At 68.3% G+C, this 22,704-nt stretch carries 21 protein-coding genes and 1 tRNA gene; 10 read left to right on the top strand and 12 right to left on the bottom strand.

Features of this window, described 5'->3' with window-relative positions:
• Positions 1–86: 86 nt before the first annotated feature.
• The 6 genes from AC5QAB_RS01900 to AC5QAB_RS01875 all read right to left on the bottom strand — a co-directional run bounded on the left by AC5QAB_RS01900 (position 87) and on the right by AC5QAB_RS01875 (position 5,949).
• Entirely contained in the window at positions 87–530 is a 444-nt protein-coding gene (locus AC5QAB_RS01900) for a DUF2147 domain-containing protein (RefSeq protein ID WP_032958676.1), read from the bottom strand.
• A gap of 418 nt (positions 531–948) precedes the next feature.
• Positions 949–1,353 carry an SMU1112c/YaeR family gloxylase I-like metalloprotein gene (gene gloA2, locus AC5QAB_RS01895; protein WP_014647959.1) on the bottom strand — a complete coding sequence of 135 codons (405 nt, stop codon included), beginning with the start codon at positions 1,351–1,353 and terminating at the stop codon, positions 949–951.
• A complete protein-coding gene (locus tag AC5QAB_RS01890) occupies positions 1,350–2,420 on the bottom strand; it encodes a serine hydrolase domain-containing protein (protein WP_046431895.1) in 1,071 nt (356 codons plus the stop codon). Before AC5QAB_RS01890 ends, gloA2 begins: the two co-directional genes overlap by 4 nt.
• Before the next feature lie 16 nt (positions 2,421–2,436).
• Complete coding sequence (locus AC5QAB_RS01885) at positions 2,437–4,377, bottom strand: DUF885 domain-containing protein (protein ID WP_049442350.1); 1,941 nt, start codon at positions 4,375–4,377, stop codon at positions 2,437–2,439.
• Positions 4,378–4,471: 94 nt separating this feature from the next.
• Entirely contained in the window at positions 4,472–5,257 is a 786-nt protein-coding gene (locus tag AC5QAB_RS01880; protein WP_495233123.1) for a queuosine precursor transporter, read from the bottom strand.
• Positions 5,254–5,949 (bottom strand): DUF502 domain-containing protein, encoded by a 696-nt coding sequence (locus AC5QAB_RS01875; protein ID WP_049404662.1) that lies wholly within the window; start codon positions 5,947–5,949, stop codon positions 5,254–5,256. Before AC5QAB_RS01875 ends, AC5QAB_RS01880 begins: the two co-directional genes overlap by 4 nt.
• A 76-nt stretch (positions 5,950–6,025) precedes the next feature.
• Here AC5QAB_RS01875 and AC5QAB_RS01870 point away from each other — a divergent pair, with 76 nt between their 5' ends.
• Entirely contained in the window at positions 6,026–7,342 is a 1,317-nt protein-coding gene (locus AC5QAB_RS01870) for a hypothetical protein (protein WP_014647955.1), read from the top strand.
• Between the two features lie 8 nt (positions 7,343–7,350).
• On the opposite strand, the gene AC5QAB_RS01865 is transcribed toward AC5QAB_RS01870, so the two are convergent.
• The 5 genes from AC5QAB_RS01865 to trxA form a co-directional block, all read right to left on the bottom strand.
• Complete coding sequence (locus tag AC5QAB_RS01865; RefSeq protein WP_100450434.1) at positions 7,351–8,067, bottom strand: hypothetical protein; 717 nt, start codon at positions 8,065–8,067, stop codon at positions 7,351–7,353.
• A gap of 47 nt (positions 8,068–8,114) precedes the next feature.
• Positions 8,115–8,567, bottom strand: coding sequence for a DUF4442 domain-containing protein (locus tag AC5QAB_RS01860; RefSeq protein WP_197562045.1), 453 nt, complete (start codon positions 8,565–8,567; stop codon positions 8,115–8,117).
• A gap of 67 nt (positions 8,568–8,634) precedes the next feature.
• A complete protein-coding gene (locus AC5QAB_RS01855; RefSeq protein WP_197562046.1) occupies positions 8,635–10,260 on the bottom strand; it encodes a CHASE2 domain-containing protein in 1,626 nt (541 codons plus the stop codon).
• Positions 10,257–11,957 carry a FecR family protein gene (locus AC5QAB_RS01850; RefSeq protein WP_032961938.1) on the bottom strand — a complete coding sequence of 567 codons (1,701 nt, stop codon included), beginning with the start codon at positions 11,955–11,957 and terminating at the stop codon, positions 10,257–10,259. The genes AC5QAB_RS01855 and AC5QAB_RS01850 overlap by 4 nt, the downstream gene beginning before the upstream one ends.
• 107 nt (positions 11,958–12,064) lie before the next feature.
• Positions 12,065–12,922 carry a thioredoxin gene (trxA, locus tag AC5QAB_RS01845; protein ID WP_014038035.1) on the bottom strand — a complete coding sequence of 286 codons (858 nt, stop codon included), beginning with the start codon at positions 12,920–12,922 and terminating at the stop codon, positions 12,065–12,067.
• Positions 12,923–13,245: 323 nt separating this feature from the next.
• Here trxA and AC5QAB_RS01840 point away from each other — a divergent pair, with 323 nt between their 5' ends.
• The 9 genes from AC5QAB_RS01840 to AC5QAB_RS01800 all read left to right on the top strand — a co-directional run bounded on the left by AC5QAB_RS01840 (position 13,246) and on the right by AC5QAB_RS01800 (position 21,174).
• Complete coding sequence (locus tag AC5QAB_RS01840; protein WP_075076259.1) at positions 13,246–13,845, top strand: DUF998 domain-containing protein; 600 nt, start codon at positions 13,246–13,248, stop codon at positions 13,843–13,845.
• Between the two features lie 105 nt (positions 13,846–13,950).
• Positions 13,951–16,593: a leucine--tRNA ligase gene (gene leuS / locus AC5QAB_RS01835; RefSeq protein WP_495233122.1), complete on the top strand. Its 2,643-nt coding sequence runs from the start codon at positions 13,951–13,953 to the stop codon at positions 16,591–16,593.
• Positions 16,594–16,730: 137 nt separating this feature from the next.
• Positions 16,731–17,306, top strand: a complete 576-nt coding sequence (locus tag AC5QAB_RS01830) for an LPS-assembly lipoprotein LptE (protein ID WP_032961942.1) — start codon at positions 16,731–16,733, stop codon at positions 17,304–17,306.
• Between the two features lie 12 nt (positions 17,307–17,318).
• Positions 17,319–18,356 carry a DNA polymerase III subunit delta gene (gene holA / locus AC5QAB_RS01825; protein WP_032961944.1) on the top strand — a complete coding sequence of 346 codons (1,038 nt, stop codon included), beginning with the start codon at positions 17,319–17,321 and terminating at the stop codon, positions 18,354–18,356.
• A gap of 3 nt (positions 18,357–18,359) precedes the next feature.
• Complete coding sequence (gene nadD / locus AC5QAB_RS01820) at positions 18,360–19,025, top strand: nicotinate-nucleotide adenylyltransferase (protein WP_014647945.1); 666 nt, start codon at positions 18,360–18,362, stop codon at positions 19,023–19,025.
• 58 nt (positions 19,026–19,083) lie between these two features.
• Positions 19,084–19,494: a ribosome silencing factor gene (gene rsfS / locus AC5QAB_RS01815; RefSeq protein ID WP_005418109.1), complete on the top strand. Its 411-nt coding sequence runs from the start codon at positions 19,084–19,086 to the stop codon at positions 19,492–19,494.
• A gap of 66 nt (positions 19,495–19,560) precedes the next feature.
• On the top strand, positions 19,561–20,031 hold the full coding sequence (rlmH, locus tag AC5QAB_RS01810; RefSeq protein WP_014647944.1) for a 23S rRNA (pseudouridine(1915)-N(3))-methyltransferase RlmH: 471 nt from the start codon (positions 19,561–19,563) through the stop codon (positions 20,029–20,031).
• A 22-nt stretch (positions 20,032–20,053) separates the two neighbouring features.
• Positions 20,054–20,130: transfer RNA gene (locus AC5QAB_RS01805), tRNA-Asn, on the top strand.
• A 117-nt stretch (positions 20,131–20,247) separates the two neighbouring features.
• A complete protein-coding gene (locus AC5QAB_RS01800) occupies positions 20,248–21,174 on the top strand; it encodes an alpha/beta hydrolase (protein WP_423172667.1) in 927 nt (308 codons plus the stop codon).
• 49 nt (positions 21,175–21,223) lie between these two features.
• Here the strand turns inward: AC5QAB_RS01800 and AC5QAB_RS01795 are convergent, their stop codons facing one another.
• On the bottom strand, positions 21,224–22,645 hold the full coding sequence (locus tag AC5QAB_RS01795; protein WP_495233121.1) for a basic amino acid/polyamine antiporter: 1,422 nt from the start codon (positions 22,643–22,645) through the stop codon (positions 21,224–21,226).
• Between the last annotated feature and the right edge of the window lie 59 nt (positions 22,646–22,704).

Genomic DNA, 22,704 nt, shown 5'->3' with positions numbered 1-22,704 from the left:
CGAGGGGAACCGCAGAGTATCGCATGCCCGCAACGACGTGACCCGGCCGGGGCCGGGTCACGGGGATGAAGCGGGGGCCGGGGCGCTTATTCGCGCTGCCAGGTCTGCGCGCGGCAGATGAAGGCGATGCAGCCGGACACGTCCAGCCTGGTGCCACCCGGCTGCAGCTCCATCTTCGACTTGTAGGTCTTGCCGTTGGCCGGGTCGAGGATGGTGCCGCCGGACCACTTGTTGGCGCCATCGGCCTTCAGGTTCCAGAGGATGGTCATGCCCTTCACCGGCTTGTTCCTGTTGGCGCCTTCACAGCCATCGCAGACCGGGTTCGGGCCCTTGTCCGAGTGCAGGATGTCGACCACCTTGCCGGTCAGGGTGCCGTTGGCGGCTTGGCTGATCTCGACGATCGACTTCACCTTGCCGGTCTTGTCGTCGATGGTCTTCCAGCGGCCGGCGGCGCCGTCGGCGGCCTGGGCCGACAGGGCGGCCAGGCACAGCGGCAGTGCCAGCAGCAGGGTCTTGAAGGTGTTGCGCATGGTCCCCTCCCAGGGTTCATTCCGGCACGGTGCCGGCATGGGTCGACTGTATACCCATTCGGCGGGGTATGGGGAAGGGGGGCTTTGCAGGGCTGCGCCCTGCACCTGCAGAGGCAGCCGCAACAGCCGGAGCAACAGCAAAAGCGGACTTGCTGAGGGATGGCGGGGCACTGTGGGTTTGCGGGGCCGCCGTAAACCCGTCCCTGGGGGCTTGGTCGCCGCATCCATGCGGCTCACACCCCGCAAACCCACAATGCCCCGCCTTCGACAGTTTCCGGCGATCTGCCGGTGCTGGTGCGGTTGGTGGGTGTCGACCTTGGTCGACACAGATCCATGCCATGCGTGGATGACGTTTCCGGTGGCGGCGATGGGGTCAGATCCCTTTTCCGTCGGAAAAGGGATCTGACCCCCGGGGACGTCAACCGGCTTCGTACAGCTCCAGCGGCAGGTCGTCGGGGTCGGCGAAGAAGGTGAAGCGGCGGCCGGTGTACTCGTCCACGCGGATCGGTTCGCACACTACGCCGTGCGCTGACAGGCGCTGGATGAAGGGTTCCAGCGTGGCCACGCGGAACGCGAGGTGGCGCAGGCCCTGGGCTTCCGGGCGGCTGGGACGGGGCGGCGGCGAGGGGAAGGAGAACAGTTCCAGCTGGCCGCCGTCGGGCAGGGCCAGGTCCAGCTTCCAGGAATCGCGCGCGGCGCGGTGGTTCTCGGCCAGCACGCGCAGGCCGAGGATGCGCACGTAGAAGTCTTTTGAACGTGCGTAGTCGCTGCAGATCAGTGCGGCGTGGTGGATGCCCAGCAGGGCACCGGAATCGGCGGTCATTGCAGGGTGTCCAGCCAGCGCTGGGCGATCTTCAGCGCCAGCGGATAGGGTTCGGGGTCGTTGCGGTTGGTCAGAACGATCACGGTCAGGTGTTTTTCCGGGTGGCGCACGATCACGTTGCGGAAGCCGATGCTCTCGCCGCTGTGCCATTGCACGGGGCCATTCAGCCGCCAGCCGAACCCGTAGTGCGGTACATCCGGTTCGGGCGTCGATGTGGCGGGGCTGAACATCGCGCGGCGCGAGGCCTTCGACAGCAGGCGGTCGTCGTACAGCGCCGCATCCCAGCGGGCCAGGTCGTCCAGCGAGGAATAGATGCCGCCATCGCCGAGCACGGCGCTGGTGGTGCTCTGGTCGGTGCGCCGCCAACGGCCATCGATCCAGCTGTAGCCATAGGCGCGTGCGGCGATGGTATCGATGCCGTCCTGATGGGCCACGGTGTGGGCCATGCCCAGCGGGCGGAAGATGCGCTGTTGCAGGAAGGCTGCGAAATCCTGGCCGGAGGCGCGGCCGACGATCAGTGCCAGCAGCGCATAGCCGCTGTTGCTGTAGTGGTACTGCGTGCCGGGCGCGAAGTTCAGCCGGTCCTGGCGCGACAGCAGGGTCAGCACATCGGCGTCATGCACCTGCCGAGCATCAGCCGGGTCCATCAGGTCTTCGTAGTCGGGCAGGCCACCGGTATGCGAGAGCAGCTGGCGGATGGTGATGGCGGCCGCAGCCGGGGGCAGTTCGGGCAGCCATTGCCGGGCAGGTTGGTCCAGCCCGAGCCGGCCATCTTCCACCAGCAGCAGCACCGCCGCAGCGGTGAACTGCTTGCTGACCGAGGCCAGCCGGAAGTTGCTGGCCGCGGTGACCGCCGTGCCGTCCTCCACCACCGCCAGGCCATAGCCGCGCCGGAATACCGGTTTGCCGTCATGCAGCACCAGTACGGCGGCGCCGGGCACCTGGCCGTCGTAGGCCTGCATCAGGCCGTCGATGCCCGCATCCGGTGGGGCCAGCACCGGTGCGGCGACGGTGGCCAGCGGCAGCAGGCCCAGCACGGCGGCGAACAGGGCGACGGCAGGACGCATGGCGGCTCCGGAAGGCTCAGGGTGACGGGGCGGGCGTGGCGCTGGCCGGCTGGGCCATCCAGCGTTCCATCTTGCGGTCCAGCACGTCCAGCGGCATCGAGCCGTCCTTCAGCAGTTCGGCGTGGAAGCGGCGCAGGTCGAAGGCGGCGCCCTGGCGCGCCCTGGCCTTGTCGCGCAGGGCGACAATGGTGGTCAGGCCGGCCACGTTCGACAGTGCCTGGCCAGGCTGGGCCATGACCCGCTCGACTTCGGCGTTGGCATCGTCGCTGCTCATGTCCACGGTCTTCTGCAGGTAGGTGACAGCCTGCTGCTTGCTCCAGCCCTGGGCATTCACGCCGGTATCGGCCACCACGCGGGCGGCGCGCAGCAGGCGCGAGTACAGGTAGCCGATGCGGTCGTAGGGATCGGTGTAGATGCCCAGGTCCTCGCCCAGCGTTTCGGCGTACAGGCCCCAGCCTTCGACGAAGGCGAGATCGCCACCGAGGCGGCGGAAGCGCGGCAGCTTGGCCAGCTCCTGTTGCAGGCCCAGCTGCACGTGGTGGCCGGGGATCGCTTCATGCAGGTACTGCACCGGCACGTTCCAGCGCTTGCGGCCGGGCAGGTCGCGGGTGTTCACGTACAGCACCGCGGATTGCCCGGGCAGTGCCGGCTGGTAGGCAGCGGCAGCGGCGGTGAGCGCACGCTCCGGTTCCACCGCGCGTACGTCCAGCGGCGCCTTCGGCAAGGTATCCAGCACCTGCGGCAGGCGTGCGTTGACCTGCTGCTGCACCTGGCGGTAACGGTTGATCAGCGCATTGGCATCGCCGTACTGGAACTGGCGGTCGTTGCGCATGCTGCGCAGCAGCTTGGTGGGGGTGCCGCGCAGCTTGGCATCCTTCATCACCGTGGCGATCTGCGCCTGCAGTTCCTGCACGCGTTGTTCGCCCAGCGCGTGCAGCTGCGCGGCGGTCTGGTCGCTGGCGGTGGTCTGCACGATCAGGCTGGCGTACCAGGCCTGGCCATCGGGCAGTGCGCCCAGGCCGCTGCTGGCGCGCGTGGCCGGCAGGTATTCGGTGGCGATGAAGCCGCGCAGGGCGCGATAGGCCGGCATGATGCGCAGTTCGATCATGCGCTTGTACTCGGCGCTGATGCGCGCCTTGTCCTCGGCCGGGATGGTGTTGGGCATGGTGCGGATCGGCGACCAGAAGATGCTCTCTTCGGCGGTCGGCTTGATCACCGCATCCAGTTGCGGCAGCACTTTTTCCATCAGGTCGCGCGGCTGTACTACGCCGGCCTTCATGCCTTGGCGCATGTTGTCGATGGCCTGGTCGAACAGTTCGGGAATGCCCAGCGAACGGCGCGACCAGGTGTCGTAGTCCTGCACGGTGTTGAATGGCTGCGCGCCGGCACCGGCACCGAGGATCGCCATGATGCTGCCGATGTTGTAGTACTGGCTGATCGGCATCATCCAGCTCGGGTAGCGCTCGGCAGCCAGCGAGGCGCGTGCGTCGCGCACGAAGATCTCGTAGCTGAGCAGGTCCTGGCCCTGCAGGCCATCACTGCCGAGCTTCTCGACCTTGCCCAGCCATTGCGTGGTGAAGTCGTGCGACTGCTGGCGCCAGGCGGCGGACAGGATGTTGGGCAGCTGGTCGTTGTAGCGGGATTCGCCCTGGAAAGTGGCCTGCAGCGGGTTCAACCGCATCGAGGCATCCCAGTACTCGTCGTACAGGCGCTCCAGCTGTACCTGCTTGGGTACGGCACGGGCCGGCGCGACCGGACGCGGCGCGGCGCGGCGTGCCGAGCTGCCACGCGCCGGTGCGGTGGCGCGGGCGGGCCTGGCCTTGGGCTTGGCAGCCTGGCGGGTCTGCGCGGCGGCAGGGCGGCTGGCCTTCTTTTTCGCTGCTTCGGCCGACGGCACGGCACTGAACAGGAACAACGCGGCGATGGCGGCGGCCAGGGCGCGGGTGGGATGCGGCATCAGGAGCTTCCGTGGAACACAGACCGTGGAGCTTGCACGATCCGGCCGCGTACGGCCAGCGTGAAGGCGCAGTCAGCTTGCCGCCGCTGGGGCTTCAGTCAGCCGCCGCCGCCGCGCGCAGCGCAGCGGCCCTGTCTGCGCCCAGATAGCGGGTGATCGCACGCCGCATCAGGTACAGCAGCGGAATCAGGGCAATTGCAAAGCCCATCTTGTAGATGTAGTTGACGCTGCTGACGGCCAGGAACAGCGAGGTCGGCCAGTGCTGCGGGCCGAGCACGAAGGCGATCCAGATCACCACGAAGCTGTCCACCACCTGCGAGATCGCGGTGGACCCGGTCGCACGCAGCCACACGTGGCGCTCGCCGGTGGCCTGGCGGATGCGATGGAACGCCGTCACGTCGATCAGCTGGCCGAGCAGGAAGGCCACCAGTGAACCGGCGATGGTCCACATGCCCTGGCCGAACACCGCTGCGAATGCGGCCTGGTAGTCCGGCACGCCGTGCCCGTCCATGGAGGTGATCCACCAGCTGGCCGGCGCCAGCGAGATCGCCGCGAAGGCGAACAGGAAGCCATAGGCGATCAGGACCACGGCCAGCCACGAGATGAAGCGCACGCCGCGCTTGCCGAAGAACTCGTTGATGGTGTCGGTCATGATGAACACCACCGGCCATAGCAGGGTGCCGGCGGTGAAGCTGAGCGAACCAGTCTGGCCGAACAGGTTCCAGTTCAGCGGATCGATGCCGAGGGTGTCTTCCAGCGCGAAGATCTTCACTCCGATCAGTTCGGCCAGCACCGCATTGCCGCAGAAGAACGCAGCCAGCACGATGAACAGCAGGACCGCGCGGTCCTGCAACGGGCGCTCGATCGGCGCCGCGGTCATTCGCTGCGATCGCCGGGGCGATCGCCGGCGCGCGTGAACGGAACGCTGGACGGCGCGACGGCGCCGCCGGAAATGATGAAGCTCATGGCCTGGTCGACGGTCCAGTCGGTCGGGGTCAGCAGTTCCACCGGCACGATTTCCAGGTAACCCGAAGTCGGGTTCGGCGTGGTTGGCACGTACACCGCGGCCAGTTCACGGTCGGTGCCGTGTTCCTTGATCACGCGGGTGACCAGCCCGACCGACTTCATGTCGCGGTGCGGGAAGTCGATCAGCACCACGCGCTGGGTGCTGCCCGGTTCGGTCTGCAGCATGTCCAGCAGCTTCTTGGCGCTGTCGTAGATGATGCTGGCCAGCGGAATGCGCTTGATGACCGCGCCGACCCAGCGCAGCAGGCGCTGGCCCAGCACGCGGCGGCTGGCCACGCCCACCGCCAGGATCACCAGCAGGGTGGCCAGCAGGGCGATGGTGTTCTGGATCCACTCGGCCCGGACCCAGCCGAGGTAGTGCGGAAAGCTTGTCGCGATCTGCTCGGAAAGTGGCACCACCAACGGGCTGGAAATGCCCGACAGCAGCACGAACACGAACTTGACCACGACCCAGGTCAGCCAGATCGGCAGCAGGGTCAGCAGGCCGGTCAGGAACAGGCGCTGCAGGGAGGGGCGGGGGACCAGGGCGGGGGCTTCGAGCGACATGTGCGCATTGTAGCGGTCACGGCCGCTCGATTACGCTGGGCAATCGACTGCGGCAACGGCACATGGAAGGGAAGCTGTGTTGAAGATTCTGCGCGGACTGGGTTGGACCCTGGCAGGCCTTCTGGTGCTGGCCATCGTGGTGTGGTGCGCCTCGCGCATGTGGCCGGTGCCGGAATCGCGGCTACAGGCCCAGCAGCGCCTGCAGGCCCGCCTGCCTGTCCACGGCCACAACGGTTTTGCGCTGCTGTGGACGCTCGCGTTCGACGATCTGGACGCGCGCCAGCGCGAACAGGCCCTGGCCCGCGACGTGCAGCGTTGGGAGGCCGATCCGCGCGGCAATGGCGGCGCCGGACCGCAGCTGGCGGAGGACCATGACGCGCTGCGATCACGACCGGCGGCCAGCTGCGGACCGACCGCCAGTGACTGCCTGGGCCAGGTGCGCGCCGACCCGCAGCGCTTCGTCGATGCCCACGCTGGCCACCAGCAGCTGCATGCGCGCCTGGACCAGCTGGCCGATGCGGACCACTTCGTGTCGCCATTCCGGCCCAAGGGCGACGGCATCCTGGTGCCGATGCCGACCTATGGCCTGATGATCGATGCCACCAGCGCACGCGCGCTGGCCTATGTGCAGGGCGATATCGACGGTGCGCTGCGTGGCAGTTGCAGGGGGCTTCAGCTGGGCCGGCGGCTGGTGACGGGCGGCAGTTACCTGGTGGAGAGCATCATCGGTGCCAGCCTGGTGCAGGCCAATGCCCAGCTGCTGGCCGACATGCTGGTCGAACTGCCGGCCGACCATCCGTTGCCAGCGGAATGCGATCAGGCAATGCAGCCGATGCTGGCCGCCGAACAGAGCCTGTGCCGTGCGATGCAGGGTGAGTACGCGATGAGCCGGGCTGCGATCGAAACCTCGGCGCAGGAATTCGGCGGGGTGCTGGTCCTGGATCGCAGCAGTACCCTGGCGCGCGCGGCGGGCAATCTGGGCTGGGCCTGCGGCGCGGCGGCGATGGCGGCGCTGGAAGCGGATCGCCCGCTGCCGGTGCCGGCACCGCCGCAGCATGACTTTGGCTGCCTGTCGAACATCCTGGGGTGCGTGCTGACCGATATTGCCCGCCCGGTCTATCCGGCCTATTCGTCACGGACCCAGGATGCCGCCGCGATGGTGCGGCTGATCGGCGCGCAGCGCTGGCTGAGGCAGCAGGCGCAGGATCCGGTGGATGCGCTGCAGCGCCTGCCTGCGCAGTTCCGCTCGCCGGTGCGGGCACCGCAGCTGTCGGCCGATGGCCGCCGTCTGCAGGTGCCGCGGCGTTCACCGTCGCGCAGCACCGACGAGAGCCCATGGCTGTCGGTGCCGCTGGTGATGGAGAACGCCCCGGCCGCTGCTGCGCGCGATTGAGCAGCGTCTCAGTCGCTGCCCGCCAGCGGATCGAATGCCCAGCCATCACCGATGGTCTGCAGCGTCCAGCGGCGGCGGCTGTGCAGGGGCTCCCAGTGCACGCTGTCCTTGTCGTCCTCGATGCTGCCTTCGCTCCGCTTTACCCTGCCAGTGGAGAAGTTCACGCTCACCGACTCGGTCTGCCCGGAATTGCGCATCACCGAATTCTGGTCGTAGCCGATCAGCGCAAAGGCATCGTCCTGCCAACGGAAGGTAAAGGCGGTCGTGCCCATTGACCAGCTGCCCGCGCTGGCGAATGAAAACAGTGCGACCTTCAGGGTGCCCCGCTGGATGCTGACGCCGCCGTCTTCGAGCGGGTCGCTCATCACCGGATTGTCCGGGCGTGGTATCAGCTGGTGGTCCTGCACCGCCAGCACATAGCCGGACGGGCGCGACCACGCCACGGCGAGAATGCGCGGGTTGCTGTCGTACGGCGAGGGACCCAAGCCATCGTGCTCGATGACGTTGCGTGGCGCCTGCTGACGCAGCACCAGCACCAGGTCCGCGCGGCCATCCTGGTCGAGATCGCCTTCGACACTCGATTCAAGTGCCCAGCCCTGGGGGACGAAACCGGCGGCATTGGCCGCCTGGGCCGGCAGCGTCGGATATTGCACCGGTGGCAGGTCGAGGGCGTGGGCGGTGAAGGACAGCAGGGTCAGCAGTGTGGCAAGCGCATACGGGCGCATCGGAGCCTCCATGGCAGGGAGGCCGAGGATAGCGCGCGCGTGCTGGATCAGCGTGCGTGCGGCTTCAACCGCAGGTACACCTGCTTGCGTACCTGGGCGACCACTTCGCCGCTTTCGTCGACGACATCGTTGCTGAACCAGCGCAGCACCTTTTCGCCGCCGGCCGCTTCGGCACGCAGTTCGGCCAGCAGTACATCATCGATGCGGAACGAAGTGCGCACCGTGCCCCGGCCAGGCTTGAGGAAATCGATCGCACCGGCCCGGTCCCACACGTAATAGTCACGGCCGAGGATGTGCAGCAGGCCCAGCATCCAGAATGGATCGGTCATCGCGAACAGGCTGCCGCCGAAATGCGTGCCCACGTAATTGCGGTTCCACGGCCGCAGTCGCAGTGCCACGTCGATCTGCCGGTAATCGGGCGTGATCCGGGTGACGTGGATGCCGGTGAACAGGAACGGCGGCCAGAGGTTGATGCCGAAGCGGAACAGGCGGGCGTTCATGCGGGTCCGGGGCGCGAGGCGAGGTGCCCAGTCTAACCATTCGCATGCGTATGTTGCACCCCGGGAGTCACGTCCCGCCGTCGATCATGAACCCGTCGCGGCCGTTGGCCTTGGCCTGGTAAAGGGCGGTGTCGGCGCCTTCCACGAAATGGTGCGGTTGCAGGTCACCGTCGGGCACGCGGGTGAATACCCCGATGGTGAGCGTGACGCCGTCATCGCTGCCGTCGCCCGGCGCCGGCAGTGCACGCACGCAGGCAATCAGGTCCTCGATCACCCGGCGCGCGCCCTCGGCCGGCGTATCCGGCAGCACCAGTGCGAATTCGTCGCCACCGTAGCGCGCCGCCATGTCGCGCGGGCGACGGGCATGCGCGCCGATCAGGCGGGCGACATCACGCAGCACGCGGTCACCGACCTGGTGGCCATGGCGGTCGTTGTGGCGCTTGAAGTGGTCGACGTCGATCAGCGCCAGGCTCAATGGCTTGCCACTGCGCCGCGCGGCGTCGCATTCCTGCTGCAGTGACTGCTCGAAGCGCAGGCGGTTGCCCAGGCCGGTGAGGGCATCGCGGTTGGCCAGGCGGTGCCAGGCCGAGATCCGCCACACCGCCCAGACCAGCAGTGCCAGCACCACGCCCAGCATCGCGCTGGCCGGTGCCCACCACAGGTCACCGGTGCGCAGCAGCAGCCAGCTCAGCAGCGGCGGCATCGGCAGCGAACACAGCGCGACCAGCCACGGCAGGCGCAGGCCGAGCAGGATCACGCACAGCGCCACCAGCACGCCACTGATGACGTGCTGCCAGGCGTGCGGCAGCACGTCGATCTGCTTGTGCTGCAGCAGCATCGAGGTGATGTTGGCCTGGTACTCGCTGCCGCTCATCCAGAACTCGCGGGTGGTCGGGGTCAGCAGGCGAGGCGCGATGCCGCTGGCCGTCATGCCGACCACGATGCGGCGGCCATGCAGCATCGCTCCATCCACGTGCCCATCGAGCACGTCCGCATAGGACACCTGCGGCAGCCGCTCGGGCGGGCCGGCGTAGCGCACGCGCACGTAATCATCGCGACGCCATTGATAGGGCGAGCCCAGCGCCGGGTCGGGGTCGGGCAGGCCGCGTACCGCACCCGCCGGCAGGTCGGCCAGTGCCAGGCCCAATGCCGGCCAGTGCGGCCGTCCGATACCGGCGTGCAGATAGACGCCGCGGGCGACGCCGTCCCCATCCACCTCGACATCGGTGTGGCCGATCGCGGCGGCACTGGCGGCGATCTGCGGGATCGGCAGCATTTCCTCGGCCATGCGGTCGCCGGCCGCCGGTGCCGCCAGCACCGGCAGCACCACCCGGCCGTTGCGTCGGATCGCGGCCGCCAGCTCATCATCCTGGCGGCTGTCGCGACGGTCGGGTTCGGACAGCATCAGGTCCAGCGCAACGCGTTCGGCGCCGGCATCGGTCAGGCGGTCCAGCAGGCGGGCATGCACCGAGCGCGGCCAGGGCCACTGGCCGATACGCTGCAGGCTGCCTTCGTCGATGGCCACGATCAGCACGCTGGGGTCGGGGCGGTAGTCCCAGTTGCCGACCAGTGCGTCATAGGCCGCCTCGTCCTGCCGCCACAGCCATTGGCCCTGGCTGGCCACGATGGTCAGCACGCCGGCCAGCAGGGCCAGCAGGATCCGCTTCGACCATGGCAGCGGCGAGCGCCTCACAACAACAACCAGAGCAGCAGTGCACCGCCACCGGCGCCGTAGCACAGGCGGCATGGCAACGGGATCTGCTGGGCAGGAGAGAACTCGCCGGCGTGGCCGTCATCGTCGATGTACTGCACGCGCACGTGCAGCGTGCCGCTCCACGGGCGCTTGAAGCTCACCTGCGGCTGGGCCACGGTTTCATCGATCAGTGGGGCCTTGAAGTCACCGCGGCGATCCACCTGCACCCGGTAGCGCTGGCCTTCGCTGCCGGCCTGCCAGCGCAGGGTGAGCTCGCCGTGCGCGGCCTCGGGCGGTTGCAGTGCCGGGTCCACCGGCTCGTTGCTCAGCTGCAGCGGCAGCGCCTGGCCATAGCGGCCCTGGTGGCCTTCGGCATCGCGCGAGGCCACGCGCCAGTAGTACTGTCCGGGCGGCAGCGGTTGCGCCAGGCGCAGGTCGGTCGCATGGGTAGCCTGCTCCTGCAGTGGCTGCCGGAAGCTGGGTTCGGCGGCGATCTGCAGCACGCTGCTGCGTGCACCGGGGGCCTGGCTCCAGCGGAAGCGCGGGCGGTCGCTGTTGATCGTCTGCCCATGCAGCGGCGATACGGTCAGCGGCGGCGGTGGCTGGTCACTGAGCTCGAAATCGGCGCTCGCATCCAGGCCTTCGACGCCCTGTGCGTCGACCGCGCGCAACAGGAGGCGCAGCTGGCCGGGCGGCAGGTCGCCGATCGCCAACCGGGTGTCGGCGGTGGTGGTGGCGAACAGCAGGATCTCCGGCGTTGCCGCCTGCACCACTTCCACCCGGTAGTGATCGGCGCCAGTGACCGGTTCCCAGGCAAGCAGGGTCGGCAGCGGCGCCAGGCGCAGCGCGTCATTGCGCAGCGCCGGCGCCGGCAGCAGGGCCGAGACCGCGGCGGGGGCCGCATCGGCGCTGCTGCTGCGGGTGGACTGCCCCGGCCGTACCAGCCGCTGGCCATGGGGGTTGCCGACCTGCACCTTGCCCTGCAGGACCTCGGTGGCGCCGACGTGCCCGGTATCCCCGGCGCTGACCCGGAACACCGTGCCGCGCACGCTGCTGGTCGCGGTGGGTGCATCGATGATGTAGCGCGAGGCCGGGCCGCGCGCCGGCGTCACCCGGTTGCTGGCGCGCCCCTGCTGCAGGCGCAGGCGGGTGTCGACCATGCCGGTGTGGCCATAGCGGCTGAGCTGGTCCAGGCGCAGGCGCGAGTATTCGCGCAGCTGCAGGCGCGAGGCATCGGCAAATTCCAGCGTGATGCTGGAATCGCCCTCGGTTTCCACGGTGTCACCGATATGCAGCTGCTCGCCGGCCTGGAGCGCACGGGTCGCCGTGCCATCGGCACCGGACAGCTCGACCTTGCCGCGCACCGACAGCACCCGGGCCGGCGCCGGTTCGGTGCGCAGCCAGCTGATCGGGAAGCGCAGCAGCTGGCCCGGCGGCAACTGGTAGGGGTTGTCGATGCGGTTGTGCTGCTGCAGCTGCTGCCAGCGTACCGAGGGTTTCAGGTACAGCCCCCCCAGGTCCCACAGGGTGTCGCCGGGCCGGACCCGGTAGTTCCAGTCCTGGGCGCCGGCGATGGCAGGCGGCAGGAGGAGGGCGCAGAGCAGGGCGCCCGTTAAACGCATGGCGAACGACAGAGAGCGGACGACGGTCACAGTTTGCAATCCCGGCAATGCGGGGGTGCAGCTGCAAGACCCCATGGCCCCGACCTCATCCCCCCGAACGGATCGTGGCGACCGCAAGGCCGCCAGCGCGCGCATTATTGCCCGCGTTCAGTGCAGGGATTCTGAACGGAGCGGGCTTCCGTTCAGAACAGCAGCGACGCCATCCTGCGGCGGTACTGGCCCACCAGGTCCTCGTCGGAGATCACGTTGAAGGCGTCGATCAAGGCTTTGCGTGGCAGGCCCTCCTCGAATCCACGGTCGATCCGCAGCATTTCCAGGAACTGCGCCAGGGCGGCCTCGTCATGCCCGCCCAGCAGCAGCTGCACGCCGCGCAGGTGGCGGGCCTTGAGATCCTTGCCATCAGCGGCGATGCGGGCCTCCAGCACCTCGGCCGCCGGGGCATCCTTCAGCGCAGCGGCGAAGGCCAGGCGGGCACGGGCGCGCACGGCGCGGTCGTCGGTGGCCAGATTGGCCGGCAGGCCGTCGATCAGGGTACCGGCCTCGTCCACGCCGCCGATCTGCAGCAGGGCCAGGGCCAGGTCGAGCTTCAGCTCATCCTTGTCCGGCTCGGCGGCGATCTGCGCGCGCAGTACGTCGACCTGCGCCTGCGGGTCCAGCGGGGCGTCATCTTCAGGGGCGGCATCGCCGACATCGGCCGGCACGATGCCGTGCTGGGCCAGGAATTCACGCAGCTGGCCTTCCGGAATGGCGCCGGGGAAGCCGTCCACCAGCTGGCCGCCCTTGACCAGGAACACGGTGGGCACCGAGCGGATCTGGAAGGCCGCCGCGATCTGCTGTTCCTTGTCGACATCGACCTTGGCCAGCTCGAAAGCGCCGTTGTACTCGGCAGCCAGCTTTTCCAGCATCGGGCCCAGGGTCTTGCACGGCCCGCACCAGGTGGCCCAGAAGTCGACCAGCACCGGCGTCTGCAGCGACTTCTGCAGGACTTCGGCCTCGAAGGTCGCAGTGGTGGCGTCGAATACGTAGGTCGTCTCGGTCATGGGGGAGGCATCGCTTGGCATCTGGAGACCGATTCTATGGTGACGATCGATGTCGGTCTCAACCCTGCGATCACGGAGTACGCCCTCGAGTGGTGCTGGCGGGCCGGCAGGGGCGCAGTGCAGCGAGTGGATCACCCACTAGCCGGAGGCGACAGGCTTCGATGGGGAGGCGCGCTTGCGACAGGGCGGAACTGCCATGCCTCGAGCATCACGGTAGGCGCAGCAGGCGGATATTGAAGTGCTCTGGAATGCGCCGCGCTTGGCGCATCGCGCCGCTACCGCGACAATGCCGTGGTCCATTCCTTTCCGGGTGATTGCGCGCAATGTCCGTGGTCCGGCTTGATCGTTGGTTGGGGCTGCTTGCGGCAGTCGTATTCGTCCTGGCCGTGGCCGGCTTCGGTGCCGGCCTGGACGGCTATGCCCAGGCTCGCCACCCGGTGGCGCTGCTGGGTGCGCGCGGTGTACCGCATGCGCTGGCCTTCAATCTGCTGGGTTTCGTGCTGCCCGGCGTGCTGGCGGTGGCGGTGGCTGAACGCCTGCGCCGCAGTCTGCCGGCCACCGCTGGCTGGGCGCCACGGGTCGGCAGCCAGATGCTGCTGCTGGCCGGTCTGGCCTTTGCCGCGATGGGGCTGCTGCCACTGGACGTGGATGACCTGCATGGGCCCGCCAGCCAGCTGCATGCCAGCGCCTGGATGATCTGGGTGCTGGGTTTCGTCGCGGGCACCGTGCTGCTGGGCGTGTCCCATCTGCGCCAGGCGCATGGCCGGGCCTTGGGCGCAGTGGCCCTGGGCTGCGGCGTGCTGGCCGCGCTGGCGGCGTTCGCCCTGCAGGGCACACTGCCGGCGCCGATGGCACAACGGCTCGCGTTCGCCTGCTGGCTGGTCTGGCTGGCGGCGGCCCTGCCGCTGTCGCGCCCGCGCTGAGACGCCTCCCCGAGCGCTGCGGCGCCGGCGTCCGGCAGGCAGGATTGGAGCCATTTGCCGCACTGCGGTACGCTGTACCGCTTTGCCGCCGCATCCGCGTGTTCCATGACCAGCGCTGAAACCAACGCCTACGACCCGCAGCAGGTTGAATCCGCCGCCCAGCAGTACTGGGACGCCACCCGTGCCTTCGAGGTCGACGAGACTTCGGACAAGCCGAAGTACTACTGCCTGTCGATGCTTCCGTACCCGTCCGGTGCGCTGCACATGGGCCACGTGCGCAATTACACGATCGGCGACGTGATCAGCCGCTACAAGCGCATGACCGGCCACAACGTGCTGCAGCCGATGGGCTGGGACGCGTTCGGCCTGCCGGCGGAAAACGCTGCGATCAAGAACAAGACCGCGCCGGCGGCGTGGACCTACAAGAACATCGACCACATGCGCAGCCAGCTGAAGTCGCTGGGCTATGCCATCGACTGGTCGCGCGAGTTCGCCACCTGCCGTCCGGACTATTACGTCCACGAGCAGCGCATGTTCACCCGCCTGATGCGCAAGGGCCTGGCCTACCGCCGCAACGCGGTGGTGAACTGGGACCCGGTCGACCAGACCGTGCTGGCCAACGAGCAGGTCATCGACGGCCGCGGCTGGCGCTCCGGTGCGCTGGTGGAGAAGCGCGAGATCCCGCAGTGGTTCCTGCGCATCACCGACTACGCCCAGGAACTGCTGGATGGCCTGGACGAGCTGGACGGCTGGCCGGAATCGGTCAAGACCATGCAGCGCAACTGGATCGGCCGTTCCGAGGGCCTGGAGATCCAGTTCGATGTGCGCGATGTCGATGGCAGCGCGCTGGACCCGCTGCGCGTGTTCACCACCCGCCCGGACACGGTGATGGGCGTGACCTTCGTGTCGATCGCTGCCGAACACCCGCTGGCGCTGCATGCGGCGAAGAACAATCCGGAACTGGCCGCGCTGCTGGCCGACCTGAAGCAGGGCGGTGTGTCCGAGGCTGAACTGGAAACCCAGGAAAAGCGCGGCATGGACACCGGCCTGCGCGCGCTGCATCCGGTCACCGGCGAGCCGGTCCCGGTGTGGGTCGCCAATTTCGTGCTGATGGGCTACGGCACCGGCGCGGTGATGGCGGTGCCGGGCCATGACCAGCGCGACAATGAAGTGGCCAACAAGTACGGCCTGCCGATCAAGCAGGTGATCGCGCTGAAGGACCCGCGCACTGAAGAAGAGCGCAACTGGGACGGTAGCCGCTGGCAGGACTGGTACAGCGACAAGAGCCGTGCCTTCGAACTGGTCAACTCGGCCGAATTCGACGGCCTGGATTTCCAGGGCGCCTTTGAAGCCCTGGCCGAACGTTTCGAGCGCAAGGCCCAGGGCCAGCGCCGCGTCAACTACCGCCTGCGCGACTGGGGCGTGAGCCGCCAGCGCTACTGGGGCTGCCCGATTCCGGTGATCTACTGCGCCAAGTGCGGCGCGGTGCCGGTGCCGGAAGAGCAGCTGCCGGTGGTGCTGCCGGAAGACGTGGCCTTCGCCGGTACCGGCTCGCCGATCAAGACCGACCCGGAATGGCGCAAGACCACCTGCCCGGATTGCGGCGGCGCGGCCGAGCGCGAGACCGACACCTTCGACACCTTCATGGAGTCGAGCTGGTACTACGCCCGCTACACCTCGCCGGGTGCCCGTGATGCGGTCGACAAGCGCGGCAACTACTGGCTGCCGGTGGACCAGTACATCGGTGGCATCGAGCACGCGATCCTGCACCTGATGTATTTCCGCTTCTACCACAAGCTGCTGCGCGACGCGCGGATGGTGGACAGCAACGAACCGGCGCGCAACCTGCTGTGCCAGGGCATGGTGATCGCCGAAACCTATTACCGCCCGAACCCGGACGGCTCGAAGGACTGGATCAACCCGGCCGACGTGGAAGTGCAGCGCGACGAGCGCGGCCGCATCACCGGCGCCACCCTGATCGCCGACGGCCAGCCGGTGGTGGTCGGTGGTACCGAGAAGATGTCCAAGTCGAAGAACAACGGCGTGGACCCGCAGGCGATGGTCGGCAAGTACGGCGCCGATACCGTGCGCCTGTTCTCGATGTTCGCCGCACCGCCGGAACAGTCGCTGGAGTGGAACGAAGCCGGCGTGGACGGCATGGCCCGCTTCCTGCGCCGCCTCTGGGCCCAGGTGCAGAAGCACGCTGCCGACGGTGCCGCCCCGGCACTGGATGCCGCGGCGCTGGATGCCAACCAGAAGGCGCTGCGCCGCAAGACCCATGAAACCATCGGCAAGGTCGGTGACGACTATGGCCGCCGCCACAGCTTCAATACCGCGATCGCTGCGGTGATGGAGCTGATGAATGCGCTGGCCAAGTTCGAGGATGGCAGCGAGCAGGGCCGCGCGGTGCGCCAGGAAGCGCTGCAGGCGATCGTGCTGCTGCTCAACCCGATCACCCCGCATGCCAGCCACGCCCTGTGGCAGGTGCTGGGTCATGGCGAGACGCTGCTGGAAGACCAGCCGTTCCCGCAGGCCGACAGCAGCGCGCTGGTGCGCGATGCGCTGACCCTGGCGGTGCAGGTCAACGGCAAGCTGCGTGGCACCATCGAGGTGGCGGCCGATGCCGCGCGCGAGCAGGTCGAGGCGCTGGCCCTGGCCGAGCCCAACGCGGCCAGGTTCATGGAAGGCCTGACGGTGCGCAAGATCATCATCGTCCCGGGCAAGATCGTGAACATCGTCACTGCCTGATGTCCCCGGCACCGGTCACCCGCGCGGTGGCCGGTGCCATTCCATGAGCAGGGCCGGGCGCCTGATGGCCCTGCATTCACGCGGCTTCGGGCACGCTGTGTGTTGCCGTGATCGCCCGGCTCCGCCAGACTGTCTCCATGACCCGAATCCTGCTTGCCCTCGTTCTTGTCCTCGGCCTCGCCGGCTGCGGTTTCCATCTGCGCAACAAGCTGATGCTGCCGACCGACACTGCTCCGGTGAAGGTGGTCTCCACCGCCCCGTACAGTGAACTGGTCAAGCTGCTCAACCGCAGCCTGCTGGCCTCCGGTGCCAAGCTGGCCGATGAGGACAGCAAGGGACCCAACGCCCAGCTGCAGGTGCTGTCCGAGCGCTGGGGTGACCTGCCGATCGCCATCGACTCGCAGGGCCGCGCACAGGAATACAGCCTGCGCTACGCGGTGATCTTCATCTTCCGTCGCGAGGATGGCAGCGAACTGGTGCCGCAGCAGGTGATCGAACTGTCGCGCGACTATGTGTCGCCGCCGACCGACGCCACCGGTACCACCACCGAACGCGAAATCCTGGCCACGGAGCTGCGCCGGGAAATGTCCGCCTCGATCATCCGCCGTATCGACAGCGTGGTCCGCGCCGAGATCGAGAAGGGCGGCAGCCTGTCCGCGCCGAAGGCCAAGCCGATCGAGGGTGCGGTGCCGGCCGCCGACGTCAAGCACTGAGCGGCAGCGACGATGGAACTGCGTCCGGAGCAGCTGGCCAGCCAGGGCGCTGACACCCCGTTGGCGCCGGTGTACCTGATCGCAGGCCCGGAAACCCTGCGCGTGCTGGAGGCGGCAGATGCCGTCCGCGCGCGCGCGCGCGCCTCCGGCATCGGCGAACGCGAAGTGTTCGACGCCGACGGGCGGGATTTCGACTGGAACCAGCTCGACGCCAGCTTCAATGCGCCCAGCCTGTTCAGCGCCCGCCGCCTGGTCGAGGTGCGCCTGCCCAGCGGCAAGCCCGGCAAGGACGGCGCCGAAGTGATCAGCCAGTTCTGCGCCAATCCGGCGCCGGACGTGGTGCTGATGATCACCGCCAATGAATGGAGCAAGGCCCATCAGGGCAAGTGGGCCGAGGCGGTCAGCCGCATCGGCGTGCTGTCGGTGGCCTGGGCGATCAAGCCGCACGAACTGCCGGACTGGATCGAGCGCCGCCTGCGCGGCAAGGGCCTGCGTGCCGACCCGGCCGCCGTGCAGCGCCTGGCCGAGCGGGTGGAGGGCAACCTGCTGGCCGCCGCCCAGGAAATCGACAAGCTGGCGCTGTTGGCCGATGGCCAGCCGCTGGATGTGGAGCGGATGGAATCGCTGGTGGCTGACGCTGCCCGCTACGACGTGTTCCGGCTGGTGGAGGCGACGTTCTCCGGCCAGCCGCCGGCCGTACTGCGCATGCTGGCTGGCCTGCGCGGCGAAGGCGAAGCGGTGGCCGCACTGATGCCGATCGTGATCCGTGAACTGCTGGCCGGTGCCGGCCTGGCCCGTGTGCAGGCCCGTGGCGGCAACCTGGCCGCCGAAATGAAATCGCGTGGCATCTGGGAATCACGGCAGGCGCCCTACAAGCGCGCGCTGCAGCGGCACCCGGAAGGCAAGCGCTGGGAACGCTTCGTGGCCGAAGCCGGGCTGGTCGACCGCATCGCCAAGGGGCGGGCCGACGGCGATGCCTGGCTGGCGCTGGAGCGCCTGCTGGTGGCCGTGGCCGAACCGCGTGCCGTGCGCCTGCTGGCGCGGGCCTGAGCGATGAGCCTGCGGATCTATTACGGGGGCACCTTCGATCCGGTGCACCTGGGGCATCTGGCAATCGCGCGAGCCGCCCGGGACGAACTGCAGGTAGCCGTGCGCATGTTGCCGGCAGGCGATCCGCCGCACCGTGCGGTGCCCGGCGCCACCGCCGAGCAGCGCTGCACCATGTTGTCGCTGGCCATCGGCGACGAACCGGGCCTGCTGCTGGACCGTCGTGAACTGGACCGTGCCACGCGCTATCCCGGTCGTCCGTCCTACACCGTCGATACCCTGCGCGAGCTGCGTGGCGAGCTGGGCCCAAGCCGGCCACTGGCCTGGCTGGTGGGCGCCGACAGCCTGCTGGGCCTGTCCGGCTGGCACGAATGGGAGGCCCTGTTCGGGCTGGCCCACTTCGTGGTGGCCGAGCGGCCGGGCAGCCCGCTGCAGGCGTCGATCGACGGTGAACTGGGGCGTGCCCTGCAGGGGCGCTGGGCCGACAACGAACAGGCCCTGTTCGCCAGCCCGGCCGGACGCATCCTGCGCCTGCACCACCCGCTGCGCGAGGAATCGGCCAGCGCCGTGCGCTCGCAGATCGCCGCCGGTGGCCCCTGGCGCGCCCTGCTGCCGCCGGCCGTCGCGGACTACGTCGCTGCACACGGGCTGTACCGCCCGGCCACAGCGTGAATGGCGCCGCCGTGCCATCCCCGTATAATCGCCCCCACGTTTATCGAGTCGATCCACTTTGAGCAACCAGACCCAGCCCCAGACCATCAAGGTCGATCTGCCCAGCCCGCCGCCGTCCGTGCCGGAACTGCTGGCCAGCGTCCGCCAAGCCACCGAAGACCTGAAGGCCAAGGACCTGGTCGAGATCGACGTGCGCGGCCGGTCCAGCGTTGCCGACTACATGATCGTCGTTTCGGGCACCTCGACCCGCCACGTCAAGTCGATCGCCGATGAAGTCGTGCGCTTCGCCAAGAACATCGACGTGATGCCGCTGGGTGTTGAAGGCGAGCGCGAAGCCGAGTGGGTGCTGGTCGATCTGGGCGACGTGATCGTCCACGTGATGCTGCCGCGCGTGCGTGAGTTCTACGCCCTCGAGCGCCTGTGGACCGTTGGCGACCAGCCGCCGTCCAGCGACGACGAAGTGGCCTGAGCCGCACGTTGATGCATCCCTTCGACGGCGCCGATGGCGCCGTCGACGTATTGGAGGACCGTGTAGATGAAAGCCCGCCTGATCGCCACCGGTGAACGCGCGCCCAGCTGGGTCGCGCAGGGCTTCGCCGAGTACCAGAAGCGGCTGTCGCACTGGCTGCCGTTCGAGCTGGTGGAAATCGAGCCCGGCTTGCGCGGCAAGGGGCGTGATCCGCGCCGCGCCACTGAAGAGGAAGGCAAGCGGGTCATCGCCGCGCTGCCGAAGAACGCCTATGTGGTGGCGTTGGATGTGCCGGGACGGCAGCTGAGTTCCGAACAGCTGGCACAGCGCCTGGAGCATTGGCGCGGGCAGGGCCGCGACCTGGCGTTCCTGATTGGTGGCCCGGAAGGGCATTCGCCGGAGGTGTCCGCGCTGGCCGATGAGAAGTGGTCGATCGGACCGCTGACGCTGCCGCACATGCTGGTGCGCCTGGTGGTGGCCGAGCAGCTGTATCGGGCCGCCGCAATGATTGCCAATCACCCCTACCATCGCGCGTGAAGAGTGGTTATACTAGTCGTCTGCCCGAATAGCTCAGCCGGTTAGAGCACTTGACTGTTAATCAGGGGGTCGTTGGTTCGAGTCCAACTTCGGGCGCCACCTTGAGAAACCTGCATCGCAAGATGCAGGTTTTTTTTTTGTCGCTACACTCTGCTGCTGCAACCATGGATGCCGATCATGCGCGTGCTGCTGTCCTCGAGCTTCCTGCTGCTGGCGATGGTGCCGTTCGCCACAACGAAGGCCGCGCCTTCCACCTGGCATCCGCCACAGGGCACCACCGAGCTCCCGTTGTGGCCGCAGGGCACGGTGATCGCGCCGCCGAAGTTGAAGGGACCCGAGCAGGTCAGCGAAGTGATCTCCGAAGCCAGTGGCGAACACTGGATGATGCTGCAGAACGTCGCTGCGCCGACCCTCACCGTGTTTCCACCGAAGGGACCGGCCACCGGCACCGCGGTGATGGTGGTGCCTGGCGGAGGCTATCGGGTGCTGGCGATGGACCTGGAAGGCAGCGAGATCTGCGACTGGCTGACCGCACAGGGCATCACCTGTGCATTGCTGAAGTACCGGGTGCCAGCCTCTGGCCCGAACTGGGACCCCGAGTGCAACTGCCGCGACTTTCCGAAAGTGCCGATGGCCCTGCAGGATGCACAGCGTGCAATGGGCCTGCTGCGCGCACAGGCCGAGCGCTGGTCAATCAATCCCAAGCGGATCGGGGCGATCGGCTTTTCCGCCGGTGGTCACGTGGTGGCTGGACTGAGCACGCACGCGCTGCGCAGCTACGCGCCGGTCGATGCTGCGGATGAGCAACCCAGCCGTCCCGATTTCGCGATGGTGATGTATTCCGGGCACCTGTGGGCAGGGCACGGGAAGGGATTGTCGCTGGTCAGGGACATCACCGTGGATGACAAGGTGCCGCCGACGTTCATCGCGCAGGCCACCGACGATCGCACCGATGACGTGCGCGAATCGCTGGCCTATTACCGTGCCCTGGCGGACGCGGGGGTGCCGGTGGAAATGCACCTGTTCGCACGCGGCGGCCACGCATTCGGGTTGCGCATGAAGGATGCACCGGTCGCGGCGTGGCCGCAGCTGGCCGAGCGCTGGATGCAGGATATCGGCATGCTGGCGGATCGCCAGTTGTAGAGCCGAGCCATGCTCGGCTGCCTGTGTGAAGCCGGGCGTGGGCTCGGCTCTACAGTGCCAGCTCACCTCTGCAGAAGGCCACCAGCGTGGCGATCGCCACCGCCAGGATCGCGCCGAACAGTACCCACTCCCAGCGCGTGAATACCCGCTCGCCGCGCTGGCGCCGGGTCAAAGCGAACAACACCACGCCGGGCACGTACAGCAGTACCGACAGCAGCAGGTTGTCCAGGCCGCCGGCATACACCAGCCACAGCGCATAGGCGCTGGCCAGCAGTGCGACCCCGAAATCGTGCCAGCGCACGCCTGGTTCGCCGGCGTAGGCCTGCCCGCGCCAGGCCAGCTGCACGCCGAACGCGGTGGACAGGAAGTAGGGCACCAGGCTCATCGACGCAGCGAGCAGCACCAGCCCGGTGTAGCTGCCCGAACTGACCAGCACCATCAGCAGGAACAACTGGATCAGGCCATTGCTCAACCACAGTGCATTGGCCGGCACGCCACGCGCGCTCTCGCGGCCGAGGAAGGCCGGCATGGTGCCGTCACCGGCGGCGGCATACAGCACTTCGGCGCACAGCAGCACCCAGGCCAGCAATGCGCCGAGTACGGAGACGATCGAACCGATGATGATCACCGTCGCGCCCCATTCGCCGACGATGGCGCGCAGCACATAGGCCATCGACGGATTGGGCAGCCCGGCCAGTTCGGCCTGCGACAGCACGCCCATCGACAGCAGGCTGACCAGTACCAGCAGCAGCCAGACCCCGAGGAAACCGATCACCGTGGCACGGCCGACGTCGGCACGGCGCGCGGCACGCCGCGAATAGATGCTGGCCCCTTCGATGCCGATGAACACCCACACGGTCACCAGCATCATGCCGCGCAGCTGCTGGCCGAGGTCGCCGAGTGCGGGCGTACCGAGGAAATCGGCGCGGAACACGTCCATGCGGAACGCGCCCGCCGCCAGGATCAGGAACAACGCGATCGGCAGCAGCTTGGCCACCGTCACCAGGCCGTTGACGATGGCGGCCGTGCGCAGGCCGCGCAGCACCAGCAGGTGCACGGTCCACAGCAGCAGTGATGAGGCGGCCACGGCGGCGGGTGTATTGCCTTCACCGAAGACCGGCACGAAGTGGCCGAGGCCACTGAAGATCAGCACGAAGAAGCTGGCGTTGCCGAGCACCGACGCCACCCAGTAGCCCCACGCCGCGGAGAAGCCGATGTAGTTGCCGAAGCCTTCGCGCGCATAGGCGTAGATGCCGGTATCCAGGTCGGGGCGACGATTGGCCAGGGCCTGGAACACGAAGGCCAGCATCAGCATGCCGGCGCCACTGACCGCCCAGCCGATCAAGGCGGCGGCCGGGCCGGCGCTGCGCGCGACGTTCTGCGGCAGTGAAAAGATGCCGGCGCCGACCATCGAGCCGACTACCAGTGCAGTCAACGCGGGCAGGCCCAGCCGTTGCGATGTCGCGGCCATGGAGATCCCCTGCGGCGCGGATGCCGCGAGCATACGGTAGCCATGTCCTCGTGAACATG

It is taken from the genome of Stenotrophomonas sp. YJH_SMC_127, assembly GCF_059372445.1.
Note: the sequence above shows the minus strand (reverse complement) of the source record. Positions and strands in the feature narration are given on the sequence as shown.

What these genes read in the sequence shown, in the direction of transcription:
- AC5QAB_RS01795 (WP_495233121.1), bottom strand. Translation starts at nt 22,645, where the DNA reads ATGGCCGCGACATCGCAACGGCTGGGCCTGCCCGCGTTGACTGCACTG.
- rlmH (WP_014647944.1), top strand. Translation starts at nt 19,561, where the DNA reads ATGAAAGCCCGCCTGATCGCCACCGGTGAACGCGCGCCCAGCTGGGTC.
- holA (WP_032961944.1), top strand. Translation starts at nt 17,319, where the DNA reads ATGGAACTGCGTCCGGAGCAGCTGGCCAGCCAGGGCGCTGACACCCCG.
- AC5QAB_RS01880 (WP_495233123.1), bottom strand. Translation starts at nt 5,257, where the DNA reads ATGACCGCGGCGCCGATCGAGCGCCCGTTGCAGGACCGCGCGGTCCTG.
- AC5QAB_RS01885 (WP_049442350.1), bottom strand. Translation starts at nt 4,377, where the DNA reads ATGCCGCATCCCACCCGCGCCCTGGCCGCCGCCATCGCCGCGTTGTTC.
- AC5QAB_RS01900 (WP_032958676.1), bottom strand. Translation starts at nt 530, where the DNA reads ATGCGCAACACCTTCAAGACCCTGCTGCTGGCACTGCCGCTGTGCCTG.
- leuS (WP_495233122.1), top strand. Translation starts at nt 13,951, where the DNA reads ATGACCAGCGCTGAAACCAACGCCTACGACCCGCAGCAGGTTGAATCC.
- nadD (WP_014647945.1), top strand. Translation starts at nt 18,360, where the DNA reads ATGAGCCTGCGGATCTATTACGGGGGCACCTTCGATCCGGTGCACCTG.
- AC5QAB_RS01865 (WP_100450434.1), bottom strand. Translation starts at nt 8,067, where the DNA reads ATGCGCCCGTATGCGCTTGCCACACTGCTGACCCTGCTGTCCTTCACC.
- AC5QAB_RS01875 (WP_049404662.1), bottom strand. Translation starts at nt 5,949, where the DNA reads ATGTCGCTCGAAGCCCCCGCCCTGGTCCCCCGCCCCTCCCTGCAGCGC.
- AC5QAB_RS01800 (WP_423172667.1), top strand. Translation starts at nt 20,248, where the DNA reads ATGGTGCCGTTCGCCACAACGAAGGCCGCGCCTTCCACCTGGCATCCG.
- AC5QAB_RS01890 (WP_046431895.1), bottom strand. Translation starts at nt 2,420, where the DNA reads ATGCGTCCTGCCGTCGCCCTGTTCGCCGCCGTGCTGGGCCTGCTGCCG.
- trxA (WP_014038035.1), bottom strand. Translation starts at nt 12,922, where the DNA reads ATGACCGAGACGACCTACGTATTCGACGCCACCACTGCGACCTTCGAG.
- AC5QAB_RS01850 (WP_032961938.1), bottom strand. Translation starts at nt 11,957, where the DNA reads ATGGGGTCTTGCAGCTGCACCCCCGCATTGCCGGGATTGCAAACTGTG.
- AC5QAB_RS01840 (WP_075076259.1), top strand. Translation starts at nt 13,246, where the DNA reads ATGTCCGTGGTCCGGCTTGATCGTTGGTTGGGGCTGCTTGCGGCAGTC.
- AC5QAB_RS01860 (WP_197562045.1), bottom strand. Translation starts at nt 8,567, where the DNA reads ATGAACGCCCGCCTGTTCCGCTTCGGCATCAACCTCTGGCCGCCGTTC.
- gloA2 (WP_014647959.1), bottom strand. Translation starts at nt 1,353, where the DNA reads ATGACCGCCGATTCCGGTGCCCTGCTGGGCATCCACCACGCCGCACTG.
- AC5QAB_RS01830 (WP_032961942.1), top strand. Translation starts at nt 16,731, where the DNA reads ATGACCCGAATCCTGCTTGCCCTCGTTCTTGTCCTCGGCCTCGCCGGC.